Origin of the sequence: Enterobacter sp. MGH 33, from assembly GCF_000534535.1 — a bacterium.
GTDB classification, from domain to species: Bacteria; Pseudomonadota; Gammaproteobacteria; order Enterobacterales; family Enterobacteriaceae; genus Enterobacter; species Enterobacter hormaechei_C.
The window spans coordinates 3,939,776-3,953,185 of the sequence record NZ_KI973212.1 but is presented as its reverse complement, the minus strand read 5'-3'; the positions used below and the strand labels follow the sequence as shown (position 1 = coordinate 3,953,185).

The following is a 13,410-nucleotide window of genomic DNA, read 5'->3' as shown; positions in this document are numbered from 1 at the left end:
GATAATTCCGCAAGTTTATAACTTTCACAACGAAATTATCCATGTTTCAGATTAAGCGCTAATGATAGTGCATTCTGACAGAGTGAATCATGGGGGAAGATCACATCAGGTTGTAATTCATGCAGCGAAATGCCGTCGATCGCCTGGATTTTGGTCGGACGGGCAAACACCGTTACGCCGCGCATGATGAGGGAATCGCAAACCATATTGTTTTCATCCAGCGCAATAGCGACGACAACCCGCGGTTTAAAGCGTCCGCCTGAACGCCCGACGCCCACGCGGCCTTTCTGGCACAGGGCGTCAAAGGCGCGGTTAAACTGATGGATTTGCCAGCCGCCAAACGCCATCTGGCAAAGCCAGGCGAGGGCGGCGACGGTGATGAGTGCGGTGACCATATCGGCTCCTTAACTGCCGGGTGGCGGCTGCGCCTTACCCGGCCTACGGGGATTGTAGCCCAGGTAAGCGCAGCGCCACCGGGGAATGAACTCAGAACATCACCTGCCCACCGGTGACGTTAATCGACTGCCCGGTGCAGTACGAGGCTTTCGGGCTGGCGTAAAACAGCAGCATGTTCAGCACGTCCTGATAATCGCACCCGCGCTTCAGCGGCACTTTGTCGATGTAGTACTGTTCGACGTCCTCTGCTTTGATGCCAAGTTTGGCGGCATACTGCGGCAGCAGGGACTGGAACATCGGCGATTTCAGCAGGTTACCCAGCATCAGCGCGTGCACGGTTATGCCGTATTCGGCCAGATCCAGCGCCAGAGACTGCGTCAGCCCGACGCCGCCAAACTTCGCCGCGCTGTAGCCGGAGTTGTGCTTGCTGCCCACTTTCCCCGATTTTGAGTTGATCTGAATGATGCGCCCCTGAATACCGTCGCGGATCATCAGGCGGGAAAATTCTCGGGCGCAGAGAAAATAGCCCACCAGATTCACCTGCAACGAGCGGTCAAAATCCCCCAGTTCGAAATCGCTGATAAAGGCCGCTTTCGCGATCCCCGCGCTGTAGACCAGCAGATCGGTGCGACCAAAAATCTCATCCACGCCGCGGGCCAGCGCCATCACGCTCTGCTCGCTGGTGGCGTCGGCGCCAAATCCATACGCCATCCCTTCGCCAAATTCGGTGTTGATGGCGTCCGCTACGCGGGCGGCTTTCTCACTCTGAATATCCACGACCGCCACGCGGTAGCCCTCTGCGGCAAGCCCATGGCAGAGGAACTCGCCTAAGGTTTGTCCCCCACCAATGACAACGGCAACCTGACTCATGTGTCTCTCCTTTATTACGAAATAAATTTTAACGTGCAGCCTGGGGTGACGGTCTGCGGAACCGGCCCCTCAACGTGAACCGTGCCGGGATACTCCGCCCGCGGCTGGCCGTCGAAACGCAAGGTGATGTGCCCCAGCTCGCGCAGGTTTTGCTCGGCGACGTCACCGACGGCGGTTACGGCATAGCGCGCCTTGCCCAGCTCCAGCTGGCCACCGGCCTTCAGCTTGCCGTTTAACTCGCCGTGGCAGTGGATAAAGCAAAACTCTTCGATATCTGCCGGGGCGCCTTCGCGGAAGGTGATCAGCATCTGGTCGCTCAGCGCATCGGCCGCGCTCTGGCCGATGCGGGTAATGGTGGTCTGGTAAATCACGGTCATGGCAGGAACCTCTTATTGATAAATAAAGCCGGAGACAAACCAGGCAATTAGCACCGTTGGCGCGCCCGTCAGGAAGCGGCTCACCAGCACGGAGGGGACGCCCACGCGCACGGTCTCCTGGCGCGCTTCCGCCAGCGACAGCCCGACGGGGATGAAGTCGCACGCCGCCTGAGCGTTAATGGCAAACAGGGCGGGCAGGGCGAGGTGCGGGGGAATATTCCCCAGACCAATCTGCACGCCAATCAGCACGCCGATGACCTGGGCAATCACCGCGCCCGGGCCAAGAAACGGCGACAGCAGCGGGAAGGAGCAGATCAGCGCCAGCGTCACCAGGCCGAGCGGGGCGCTGGCGAGCGGGGCGAGGCCGTGGGCAATCCAGTCGCCGAGGCCGGAGGCCATGATGATGCCGATCAGCGCCGAGACGAACGCCATAAACGGCAGAATGGTTTTCAGCACCGTGTCGATGGTGTCGCGCCCGGACTGGAACAGCACCGCCACGGCGGACCCCATCCCCATCCCGACCTTCGCCAGCAGGCCGTCGCTCTGCTCGGTGATTTTTTTGCTGGTGTCGTACTCGCGCGGGGCCGCTTTTTGCGGTGCGGATGTGCCATTTACCAGCGTGATGTTGTCCTCCTTCACGCCCGAGACATAAATGTCCTCAAGGATGTACTGCGCCAGCGGGCCTGATTTGCCCGTGGAGTGAATATTCACCGTCGGAATGCGGCGCTTCGGGTAGATGCCGCAGCGCAGGGTGCCGCCGCAGTCGATTACCGCCACGCCGATTTCCGCTTCCGGCGGCTCACCCTCTTTGAAGCCGTCGACTGCTTCCCAGCCGGTCAGCTCGCGCAGCGTGTCGACGATCGCCGGGCGCGTGCCCGCGGTGATGTAGACGATCTTTTTGCCTTCGGTAGCGTCGAACTCCAGCGGGCCGCCCCAGCCGCCCGTGCCTTTCTCTATGCGGATCCGGTTCATACTGTGGCTCCCGAAAGCTGGACTTTCTCATCAAGCTGAATGCCCATTTTTTTCTCAAAAATGGCGGTAGTGAGGTCCGTTACCCAGCCGCGGAAGAAGTTGGTCACCAGGCCGACCAGCAGATAGCTCACCGCCAGCGGGCCGAGCGGCAGTCCCAGCGTAGTGAGACCGCTGGCAATCCCGAGGTAAACAAACAGCTCGCCGGGGTTAATGTGCGGGAACAGGCCGTTCATTGAATGGCAGCTGTAGGAGGCGGCGGCGTAATAACTCGGCTTGTACTTCTCTGGCATAAATCGGCCGAGGCTTAAGGTCATCGGGTTGCAGAACACAAAGGTGCCGATGAAGGGCAGGATCAGGTAGCGGGACAGCGGATTGCCGGCACAGCGCTGGGCGAAGCGTTCAATACGCTGCTGGCCGATAAAGTTAATCAGGGCGTTCATGATCACCAGCAGGCTGATCAGCAGGGGCAGGATCCCGGTCACCATGCCGGTGAATACCTCGCCGCCTTTCTGAAACAGCCCGATGAACCACTCGGCGCCGTGGGTGATGGTTTCTATCATTATTCTCTCCTGTAGGGCGTTTGTTTTTGTCTATCTGCGGCTAATAATAATCACTTTGAAAGGTTTTAAAGTGTTAATCAGATCTCACAATGAAAGAAAAATGTATTATTTTGAAAGTTTATTGGTGAGGTGAATAATTTTTGGTGGAAAAAAACACGGATTTGCGTCGGGGAGGTGCGTACCGCTTCCTTGAGGAGTTGGGGATGCTTTACCATACTGGGTTCTTACCGAACTCGTTAAATGGATGCCACATGTTCAAGCGTCGTTATGCAGCGCTGTTGCCTGCGCTTATTCTCCTGTCCGCCTGTAGTAGCAAACCCAAGACCGAAGCCGCTCAGCCAACGGCGGGCGTGCCTTCCGGAGGATTCCTGCTGGAGCCGCAGCACAATATGATGCATATGGGCGGCGACTTCGCGAATAACCCTGCGGCCGAACAGTTCATCGATAAAATGGTGAGCAAGCACGGTTTTGACCGCCAGCAGCTGCATGCCATTTTGTCTCAGGCGAAGCGTCTGGACTACGTGCTGCGCCTGATGGACAGGCAGGCGCCGACAGCCCAGGTGCCGACCGGGCCAAACGGCGCGTGGCTGCGCTATCGCAAACAGTTTATTACCCCGGACAACGTGCAGAATGGCGTGGTGTTCTGGAATCAGTATGAAGACGCCCTGAACCGTGCGTGGCAGGTCTATGGCGTGCCGCCGGAGATCATCGTCGGTATTATTGGGGTCGAGACCCGCTGGGGACGCATTATGGGTAAAACCCGCATCCTTGATGCGCTGGCGACGCTCTCCTTCAACTACCCGCGCCGCGCCGAGTATTTCTCTTCCGAGCTGGAAACCTTCCTGCTGATGGCGCGAGACGAACAGGACGATCCGCTCGATCTGAAAGGGTCGTTCGCCGGGGCAATGGGCTACGGCCAGTTTATGCCGTCCTCCTATAAGCAGTACGCGGTAGATTTTAACGGGGATGGTCACATCAACCTGTGGGATCCCGAAGACGCCATTGGCAGCGTGGCCAACTACTTCAAAGCGCATGGCTGGACGCCGGGCGGCCAGGTGGCGGTGCAGGCGAACGGCGAGGCGTTTGGTCTGGAAAACGGATTTAAAACCAAATACAGCGTGGCGCAGCTGGCAGCGGCAGGCTTAACGCCGTCGCAGCCGCTGGGCAATGTTGACCAGGTGAGCCTGCTGCGCCTGGATGTCGGAACCGGTTATCAGTACTGGTTCGGGCTGCCTAACTTCTACACCATTACCCGCTACAACCACAGCACGCACTATGCGATGGCGGTGTGGCAGCTGGGGCTGGCGGTGTCTCAGGCGCGTGTGCCGGCAGCGTCACCGTTTAGCCAGTAAGTTACCCTGACGGGTAGGCCGGGTAAGGCAACGCCGCCACCCGGCATGGCTGCCCGCACCCTGACCCTCTCCCACGGGAGAGGGAAGTTTGCAGAAACATTTCGCCACACTCCCATTTCACTCCCACCGTTTACATCTTAATCGACTTTCATTATTGTTATGTTATAACATTATTTTTGAATTGAGATTTCCATGTCCCTGTTTTCTCTCTCATCCCCGGTTCGGCTGCTGCTGGCGCTGGTGATCATTCTGTTTCTCGGCCTGGCCGTGCGCTGGGCGGTGGCGTTGCCATGATCGTGATGAACGACCTGGTGGCGGGTTACGATCGCCAGCCCGTTACGCGCGCGCTGTCCGGCGTGATTGAACGCGGGAGCATGACCGCTATCGTCGGGGCCAACGGCTGCGGTAAATCCACGCTGCTGAAAACGCTCGCCGGCTTTATTCCGCCCGTCAGCGGTACGTTTCGCTGGCAGGGGAAACGTCCGGTGGTGGGCTGGCTGGCGCAGCGTCACGCGCTGGAGGCGCAATTTCCTCTGACCGTGCAGGACGTGGTGAGTATGGGCTGCTGGCCAGCAATCTCTCTGTTTGCCGGTTTTCGTCGGGATGCCCGCATGCGCATTGCCGGCGCGCTGGAGCGCGTGGGGCTGGAGTCCATGGCGTTCTCCACCATTGATGAACTTTCCGGCGGCCAGTTTCAGCGCATGCTGTTTGCCCGCGTTTTGGTGCAGCAGGCGCCGCTGGTGATGCTGGATGAGCCTTTCACCGGCGTCGATGAAGCGACCTGCAACGTGCTGATGGATCTGATGCTGGAGATGTATATGCAGGGGCAGACCCTGCTGGCGGTACTGCACGACAGCGAACGCGTCTCGCGTCACTTCCCACAAACGCTGCGGCTGGATGCTGATACGCCGCACTGGAAAACCGAGCGGGTGAGGGTGGCATGATCTGGCATCTCTTCTTCCAGCCGTTTATTGAGTACGGCTTTATGCGGCGCGCGCTGGTGGTTTGCCTGGCGCTCTCCGTCAGCACCACTGCGCTGGGCGTATTTCTTCAACTGCGTCGGATGAGCCTGATGGGGGACGCCCTTTCTCACGCCATTTTGCCGGGTGTCGCGGTGGGCTATCTGCTCAGCGGGATGTCGCTGCTGGCAATGACTGTCGGCGGGTTTATTGCCGGGATCGCCGTTGCGCTGGTGGCCGGGCTGGTCAGCCGCCGCACGCCGCTTAAAGAGGATGCCAGCTTCGCGGGGTTTTACCTGGGCTCGCTGGCGCTGGGCGTCACGCTGGTGTCGCTGCGCGGTTCAAATGTCGATCTGCTTCATCTTCTGTTTGGCTCCATTCTCGCCGTGGATAGCGCGTCAGCCCTGTTCGTGACGGGCGTTTGCATGTTCACGCTCCTCACGCTGGCGATTTTTTATCGGGGGCTGGTCAGCGAAGCGTTTGATACCGCGTGGTTGCAGGTGAACGCGCGCTGGCTGCCCGGGATGTTACACGGTCTGTTTCTGGCGCTGCTGGTGCTCAACCTGGTAGCCGGTTTTCAGGTGCTCGGCACGCTGATGGCCGTCGGGCTGATGATGTTACCCGCCGTGGCGGCACGCTGCTGGGTGCGCACACTGCCAGGGTTACTTTTGATGGCGGGTATCAGCGGTATTTTTTGCGCGTGGCTGGGCTTAAGCCTTTCCTGGGCAGTGAGTCTGCCCGCCGGGCCCTCCATTGTGCTGACCGCCAGCGCATTGTTCTTTATTTCAGTTTTATTTGGCACGCGCAGCAGGCTGGCGGATAGCCTGCGGGCGCTTTTTTAACGCAAGGGGAAACGATGAAACGTACAGGGTTAGCCGTGGCGCTCGCGCTCGGCATGATGACGCACGGCGTAATGGCGAAAACGCTTAATGTGGTGACCAGCTTTTCCATCCTGGGAGACATCACGCAGCAGGTTGGCGGCGATCGTGTGAAGGTGACGACGCTGGTGGGGCCGGACGGTGATCCCCATACTTTCGAACCCTCGCCCAAAGACAGCGCGGCGCTGAGTAAAGCTGACGTGGTGGTGGTCAATGGGCTGGGGCTGGAGGGTTGGCTCGACCGTCTGGTGAAAGCCTCCGGATTCAAAGGCCAACTGGTGGTTGCTTCGGACGGCGTGAAAACGCACACGCTGGAAGAGGACGGTAAAACCGTGACCGATCCGCACGCGTGGAACAGCGCGGCGAACGGCGCGCTGTATGCGCAAAATATTCTCTCAGGGCTGGTGAAGGCCGATCCTGAAGATACGGCGGCGCTTGAAGCTACCGGTAAACCCTATATTGCGCAGCTCTCTCAACTGGACGGTTGGGCTAAAAAGCGTTTCAGCGACATCCCACAGGCGAAGCGCAAAGTGCTGACCAGCCACGACGCCTTCGGCTATTTCAGCCGCGCCTACGGCGTGACGTTTATGGCGCCGCAGGGGCTGTCGTCTGAGAGTGAAGCCAGCGCGGCGCAGGTAGCGGAGATCATCAATCAGATTAAAGCTGACGGCGTGAAAACCTGGTTTATGGAAAACCAGCTTGACCCACGCCTGGTGAAGCAGATTGCGACCGCCACGGGCGCCCAGCCGGGTGGTGAACTTTACCCGGAAGCGCTGTCCGCGAAGGGCGGCGTGGCGGACACCTACGTCAAGGCGTTTCGCCACAATGTGGACACCCTCGCTAACAGCATGAAATAAGCGTCTCTCTGGCCGATGCGTCCGCATCGGCTTTTTTCTGAAGCCCCCTCGTAAAACCCGACGCGCATCCCCATATTTGATGAGAAAGTGCTATCTTGTGCTGCATGTTTTTCTAAGGCCTGGAGCGAGAATGACTGACCATGAATTGATGCAGCTAAGCGAAGTGGTGGGGCTGGCGCTGAAACAGCGCGGCGCGACTCTCACGACCGCAGAATCCTGCACCGGCGGCTGGGTGGCGAAAGCAATTACCGATATTGCTGGCAGTTCCGCCTGGTTTGAACGCGGCTTTGTGACCTACAGTAACGAGGCGAAAGCGCAGATGATCGGCGTGCGTGAAGCCACGCTTGAGCAGCATGGCGCGGTCAGCGAGCCGGTGGTGATCGAGATGGCGATTGGCGCGCTGAAAGAGGCGCGCGCAGATTACGCTATCTCCATCAGCGGTATCGCGGGGCCGGACGGCGGCAGCGACGTGAAGCCTGTCGGCACCGTCTGGTTTGGCTTTGCCACCTCAAAAGGTGAAGGGATCACCCGCCGGGAATGCTTCAGCGGCGACCGCGAAAGCGTGCGTCGTCAGGCAACGGAATACGCGTTAAAAACGCTCTGGCAACAATTTCTACAAAATACTTGATACTGTATGACTATACAGTATAATTGCCTCAACAGAACAGAAGTCCATGGTGAAGCGCAGTTGCTTCTCCCGGCATGACAGGAGTAATAATGGCTATCGACGAAAACAAACAGAAAGCGTTGGCGGCAGCACTGGGCCAGATCGAAAAGCAATTCGGTAAAGGCTCCATCATGCGCCTGGGTGAAGACCGTTCCATGGATGTGGAAACTATCTCCACTGGTTCGCTTTCTCTTGATATCGCACTGGGCGCTGGCGGTTTGCCGATGGGCCGTATCGTAGAAATCTACGGTCCGGAATCCTCGGGTAAAACTACCCTGACGTTGCAGGTTGTTGCGGCGGCACAGCGCGAAGGTAAAACCTGTGCGTTTATCGATGCCGAGCACGCGCTGGACCCGGTCTATGCCCGTAAACTGGGCGTTGATATCGACAACCTGCTGTGCTCCCAGCCGGACACCGGCGAGCAGGCACTGGAAATTTGTGACGCGCTGGCGCGCTCAGGTGCGGTTGACGTGATCATCGTCGACTCCGTTGCGGCGCTGACGCCAAAAGCGGAAATTGAAGGTGAAATCGGTGACTCTCACATGGGCCTCGCGGCACGTATGATGAGCCAGGCGATGCGTAAGCTGGCGGGTAACCTGAAGCAGTCCAATACGCTGCTGATCTTCATCAACCAGATCCGTATGAAAATTGGTGTAATGTTCGGTAACCCGGAAACCACCACCGGCGGTAACGCTCTGAAATTCTACGCTTCTGTCCGTCTGGATATCCGCCGTATCGGTGCGGTGAAAGAGGGGGATAACGTAGTCGGTAGCGAAACCCGCGTGAAGGTTGTGAAGAACAAAATCGCAGCACCGTTCAAACAGGCTGAGTTCCAGATCCTCTACGGCGAAGGTATCAACTTCCTCGGCGAGCTGGTTGACCTGGGCGTGAAAGAGAAGCTGATTGAAAAAGCGGGCGCATGGTACAGCTACAACGGTGACAAGATTGGTCAGGGTAAAGCGAATGCTATCTCCTGGCTGAAAGAGAACCCGGCGGCGGCGAAAGAGATTGAGAAGAAGGTGCGTGAACTCCTGCTGAACAACCAGGACTCTAAACCTGATTTCGTGGTCGACGGCGCGGATGCTGAAGAAACCAACGAAGACTTTTAATCCTCTCGGATAAAAATGAAGGGCTGCTGATGCGGCCCTTTTTGCATTTCTGAATCGACAGGTTTTTTATGAGTGAACCGACATCACGCCGACCAGCCTACTCACGCTTGCTGGATCGGGCCGTGCGTATTCTTGCCGTGCGTGACCATAGCGAACAGGAGCTGCGGCGGAAACTGTCAGCGCCCGTCATGAGCAAAAACGGTCCGGAAGACATTGATGCCACCGCGGAAGATTATGACCGCGTGGTTGCCTGGTGCTACGAGCATCACTATCTGGATGACGGCCGTTTTGCCGCTCGCTTTCTTGCCAGCCGTGGTCGTAAAGGCTATGGGCCAGCGCGTATCCGCCAGGAGCTGAACCAGAAAGGCGTAGCCCGTGAATCGATTGAAAAAGCCATGCGCGAAAGTGAAATTGACTGGTGCGAACTGGCGCGTGAGCAGGCGGTACGAAAGTACGGTGAGCCGCTGCCGCGTGAATTTTCAGAAAAAGTTAAAATCCAGCGCTTTTTGCTCTACCGCGGCTTCCTGATGGAAGATATTCAGGATATCTGGCGTAATTTTACCGATTGAACGCATGCGGGATTTTACTTCCCACTAAAGAAAACTTATCTTATTCCCACTTTTTCCAGTAGCTGGTCCGTCCAACTGTTTACAGATACAGATCTGCTGCGACATTTCGTTAGCTTGATTTCAGGATAATTATGAGCAAGAGCACCGCTGAGATCCGTCAGGCGTTTCTCGATTTTTTCCATAGTAAGGGACACCAGGTTGTTGCCAGCAGCTCCCTGGTACCGAACAATGACCCGACTCTGCTGTTTACCAACGCCGGGATGAACCAGTTCAAGGATGTGTTCCTTGGTCTCGACAAGCGTAATTATTCCCGCGCCACAACCTCACAGCGTTGCGTGCGTGCGGGCGGTAAACACAACGATCTGGAAAACGTCGGTTACACCGCGCGCCACCACACCTTCTTCGAAATGCTGGGTAACTTCAGCTTCGGCGACTATTTCAAACACGATGCCATTCAATACGCGTGGGAACTGCTGACCGGTGAAAACTGGTTCAATCTGCCGAAAGAGCGTCTGTGGGTGACCGTGTATGAGACCGATGACGAAGCGTTCGACATCTGGGAAAAAGAAGTGGGTATCCCGCGCGAACGTATCATCCGTATCGGTGACAACAAAGGCGCGCCTTACGCGTCTGATAACTTCTGGCAGATGGGCGACACCGGCCCTTGCGGTCCGTGCACCGAGATCTTCTACGATCATGGCGACCACATCTGGGGTGGCCCTCCGGGAAGCGCGGAAGAAGATGGCGATCGCTACATTGAGATCTGGAACATCGTCTTCATGCAGTTCAACCGTCAGGCCGACGGCACCATGGAGCCGCTGCCAAAACCGTCCGTAGATACCGGTATGGGCCTTGAGCGTATCGCGGCCGTTCTGCAACACGTTAACTCCAACTATGAGATTGACCTGTTCAGCACCCTGATCAAAGCCGTTGCTGAGGTAACGGGCGCAACCGATCTGAGCAACAAATCACTGCGCGTTATCGCAGACCATATTCGTTCCTGTGCGTTCCTGATTGCTGACGGCGTTATCCCGTCGAATGAAAACCGTGGCTATGTGCTGCGTCGTATCATTCGTCGTGCGATCCGCCATGGCAACATGCTGGGCGCGAAGGACACCTTCTTCTATAAACTCGTTGGGCCACTGATTGGCGTGATGGGCTCTGCCGGCGATGAGCTGAAACGCCAGCAGGCGCAGGTTGAACAGGTTCTGAAAACCGAAGAAGAGCAGTTTGCCCGTACGCTGGAACGCGGTCTGGCGCTGCTGGACGACGAGCTGGCGAAACTCAAGGGCGACACGCTGGATGGCGAAACCGCTTTCCGCCTGTACGACACCTACGGCTTCCCGGTTGACCTGACCGCGGACGTTTGCCGCGAGCGCAACATCAAAGTTGACGAAGCAGGCTTTGAAGCCGCAATGGAAGAACAGCGTCGTCGTGCGCGTGAATCCAGCGGTTTTGGCGCGGACTACAACGCGATGATCCGCGTTGATAGCGCGTCTGAATTTAAAGGCTACGAAGAGCTGGCCCTGACCAGCAACGTGACCGCGCTGTTTGTTGACGGTAAAGCCGTAGACAGCATTAGCGCGGGCCAGGAAGCGGTTGTTATCCTGGATAAAACGCCGTTCTATGCGGAATCGGGCGGTCAGGTTGGCGATAAAGGCGAACTGAAAGGCAATGGCTTCAGCTTCAGCGTAAGCGATACCCAGAAATACGGTCAGGCGATTGGTCACCAGGGCAAACTGGTTTCCGGCTCTCTGAAAGTGGGCGAGGGCGTTCAGGCCAACGTTGACGAAGCTCGCCGCGCGCGCATTCGTCTGAACCACTCGGCAACCCACCTGATGCACGCAGCCCTGCGCGAAGTGCTGGGTACGCACGTTGCACAGAAAGGTTCTCTGGTTAATGACAAAGTGCTGCGTTTCGACTTCTCGCATTTTGAAGCGATGAAGCCGTCTGAAATTCGTGCGGTGGAAGACCTGGTGAATGCCCAGATCCGTCGTAACCTGCCAATCGAAACCCACATCATGGATCTCGAGGCAGCGAAGAAGAAAGGTGCGATGGCGCTGTTTGGCGAGAAATATGACGACCGCGTTCGCGTGCTGAGCATGGGCGACTTCTCTACCGAACTGTGTGGCGGTACTCACGCATCCCGCACCGGTGACATCGGCTTGTTCCGCATCGTTTCCGAGTCGGGGACGGCGGCAGGCGTGCGTCGTATTGAAGCGGTGACCGGGGAAGGCGCGATTGCCAGCCTGCATGCGCAGAGCGACCAGCTGCACGAGATCGCGCAGCTGCTGAAAGGCGATAGTCAGAACCTGGGCGAAAAAGTGCGTGTCGCGCTGGATCGTACCCGTCAGCTGGAAAAAGAACTCCAGCAGCTGAAAGAACAGGCTGCGGCGCAGGAGAGCGCAAACCTCTCCAGCAAAGCGGTAGACATTAAGGGCGTCAAACTGCTGGTCAGCGATCTGGCGGGCGTTGAGCCTAAGATGCTGCGTACCATGGTCGACGATCTGAAGAACCAGCTTGGTTCGACGGTTATCGTGCTGGCAACGGTCGCAGAGGGTAAGGTTTCTCTGATTGCGGGCGTCACTAAGGATGTGACGGATCGTGTTAAAGCAGGGGAACTGATTGGCATGGTCGCCCAGCAGGTGGGTGGCAAAGGTGGCGGTCGTCCGGACATGGCGCAAGCCGGTGGTACGGATGCGGCGGCACTTCCCGCGGCATTAGCCAGCGTTGAAAGCTGGGTAAGCGCGAAACTGTAATAACTACAAAGCACAAGCAGACGCCATAGCGGTAACGTTATGGCGTCTTGCTCACTGCGCTATCGATAACGATAAAGTCAGGTTGAGTTTGTGTATATCGGCTAAACTTACGTTTAACAGAATGTGATGCCGTGACTGCTTACACTTTACGTGTTTGTCATCGCTTACTTTTTGGCGTTATATGATGGATAATGCCGGGATACAAGAGACCCGACTCTTTTAATCTTTCAAGGAGCAAAGAATGCTGATTCTGACTCGTCGAGTTGGTGAGACCCTCATGATTGGGGATGAGGTCACCGTGACAGTTTTAGGGGTAAAGGGTAACCAGGTACGTATTGGTGTTAACGCTCCTAAAGAAGTATCTGTCCACCGTGAAGAGATCTACCAGCGTATCCAGGCTGAAAAATCCCAGCAGTCCAGTTACTGATATTGTCGCGTCTCGCTGTCGGGCGAGACGCAACCCTCCTGCTATTTTTCCTGCATAAAGTTACCGTTCTATTTCAAACGCTTCGTTTTTGACCACTCTCATAATTTTATCTCATCCAAAAGACGCGCTTCTCTCAACACAATTCTGTGAAGATGCCTGCAAAATCCGCTTATAAAACACTCTCTTTGCGGCTTTTACATGCGAATTGGGTGCGAATTGTGCAAACGAAAAAAGCATGTGGAAAATTGTTTGACTTATAAGTCCCAGAAAGTAATATATGCGCCACGCAGCGACGAGAAGCTCTTAACGAGTTGCTCGAAGCACTCGAAAGAGGCGTTGTGTGGTGAGGTGGCCGAGAGGCTGAAGGCGCTCCCCTGCTAAGGGAGTATGCGGTCAAAAGCTGCATCCGGGGTTCGAATCCCCGCCTCACCGCCATTTTGCATCCGTAGCTCAGCTGGATAGAGTACTCGGCTACGAACCGAGCGGTCGGAGGTTCGAATCCTCCCGGATGCACCATCTATTACTTCATATTGCTTTCGAAGTGATATGAATATCGAGCAGTACAGTAGTAAATCCCGATGCATCCGTAGCTCAGCTGGATAGAGTACTCGGCTACGAACCGAGCGGTCGGAGGTTCGAATCCTCCCGGATGCACCAT

14 protein-coding genes and 3 tRNA genes are annotated in these 13,410 nt (G+C 56.9%); 12 read left to right on the top strand and 5 right to left on the bottom strand.

What is annotated here, in order from left to right:
* Positions 1-35 precede the first annotated feature (35 nt).
* The 5 genes from gutM to srlA all read right to left on the bottom strand — a co-directional run bounded on the left by gutM (position 36) and on the right by srlA (position 3,175).
* Positions 36-395, bottom strand: coding sequence for a transcriptional regulator GutM (gutM, locus tag L379_RS05650; RefSeq protein WP_032654767.1), 360 nt, complete (start codon positions 393-395; stop codon positions 36-38).
* A 91-nt stretch (positions 396-486) separates the two neighbouring features.
* Entirely contained in the window at positions 487-1,266 is a 780-nt protein-coding gene (gene srlD / locus L379_RS05655) for a sorbitol-6-phosphate dehydrogenase (RefSeq protein WP_017382786.1), read from the bottom strand.
* A gap of 14 nt (positions 1,267-1,280) precedes the next feature.
* Positions 1,281-1,643, bottom strand: a complete 363-nt coding sequence (gene srlB, locus L379_RS05660) for a PTS glucitol/sorbitol transporter subunit IIA (protein ID WP_032654763.1) — start codon at positions 1,641-1,643, stop codon at positions 1,281-1,283.
* Positions 1,644-1,655: 12 nt separating this feature from the next.
* On the bottom strand, positions 1,656-2,615 hold the full coding sequence (locus L379_RS05665; RefSeq protein ID WP_032654760.1) for a PTS glucitol/sorbitol transporter subunit IIB: 960 nt from the start codon (positions 2,613-2,615) through the stop codon (positions 1,656-1,658).
* Complete coding sequence (gene srlA / locus L379_RS05670; protein ID WP_015571673.1) at positions 2,612-3,175, bottom strand: PTS glucitol/sorbitol transporter subunit IIC; 564 nt, start codon at positions 3,173-3,175, stop codon at positions 2,612-2,614. Before srlA ends, L379_RS05665 begins: the two co-directional genes overlap by 4 nt.
* Positions 3,176-3,426: 251 nt before the next feature.
* On the opposite strand from srlA, the gene mltB reads away from it, so the two are divergent.
* The 12 genes from mltB (at position 3,427) to L379_RS05730 (ending at position 13,409) form a co-directional block, all read left to right on the top strand.
* On the top strand, positions 3,427-4,527 hold the full coding sequence (gene mltB, locus L379_RS05675; protein WP_169815224.1) for a lytic murein transglycosylase B: 1,101 nt from the start codon (positions 3,427-3,429) through the stop codon (positions 4,525-4,527).
* Positions 4,528-4,817: 290 nt separating this feature from the next.
* Positions 4,818-5,471, top strand: a complete 654-nt coding sequence (locus L379_RS05680; protein WP_032654755.1) for a metal ABC transporter ATP-binding protein — start codon at positions 4,818-4,820, stop codon at positions 5,469-5,471.
* Positions 5,468-6,328, top strand: a complete 861-nt coding sequence (locus L379_RS05685) for a metal ABC transporter permease (RefSeq protein WP_015571669.1) — start codon at positions 5,468-5,470, stop codon at positions 6,326-6,328. Before L379_RS05680 ends, L379_RS05685 begins: the two co-directional genes overlap by 4 nt.
* 14 nt (positions 6,329-6,342) lie before the next feature.
* A complete protein-coding gene (locus L379_RS05690; protein ID WP_022649141.1) occupies positions 6,343-7,221 on the top strand; it encodes a metal ABC transporter substrate-binding protein in 879 nt (292 codons plus the stop codon).
* A 130-nt stretch (positions 7,222-7,351) separates the two neighbouring features.
* Positions 7,352-7,849, top strand: a complete 498-nt coding sequence (pncC, locus tag L379_RS05695; RefSeq protein WP_003862172.1) for a nicotinamide-nucleotide amidase — start codon at positions 7,352-7,354, stop codon at positions 7,847-7,849.
* Between the two features lie 89 nt (positions 7,850-7,938).
* A complete protein-coding gene (gene recA, locus L379_RS05700) occupies positions 7,939-8,997 on the top strand; it encodes a recombinase RecA (protein ID WP_015571667.1) in 1,059 nt (352 codons plus the stop codon).
* 68 nt (positions 8,998-9,065) lie between these two features.
* The gene (recX, locus tag L379_RS05705) at positions 9,066-9,566 is read left to right on the top strand and encodes a recombination regulator RecX (protein ID WP_017382782.1); all 501 of its coding nucleotides are present in this window, start codon (positions 9,066-9,068) and stop codon (positions 9,564-9,566) included.
* 131 nt (positions 9,567-9,697) lie between these two features.
* Complete coding sequence (gene alaS / locus L379_RS05710) at positions 9,698-12,325, top strand: alanine--tRNA ligase (protein ID WP_032654753.1); 2,628 nt, start codon at positions 9,698-9,700, stop codon at positions 12,323-12,325.
* Between the two features lie 241 nt (positions 12,326-12,566).
* Positions 12,567-12,752 (top strand): carbon storage regulator CsrA, encoded by a 186-nt coding sequence (gene csrA, locus L379_RS05715; protein WP_000906486.1) that lies wholly within the window; start codon positions 12,567-12,569, stop codon positions 12,750-12,752.
* 342 nt (positions 12,753-13,094) lie between these two features.
* A tRNA-Ser gene (locus L379_RS05720) sits at positions 13,095-13,187 on the top strand.
* Positions 13,188-13,191: 4 nt separating this feature from the next.
* Positions 13,192-13,268 (top strand) — tRNA-Arg (locus L379_RS05725).
* Positions 13,269-13,332: 64 nt separating this feature from the next.
* Positions 13,333-13,409: transfer RNA gene (locus L379_RS05730), tRNA-Arg, on the top strand.
* Position 13,410 lies beyond the last annotated feature (1 nt).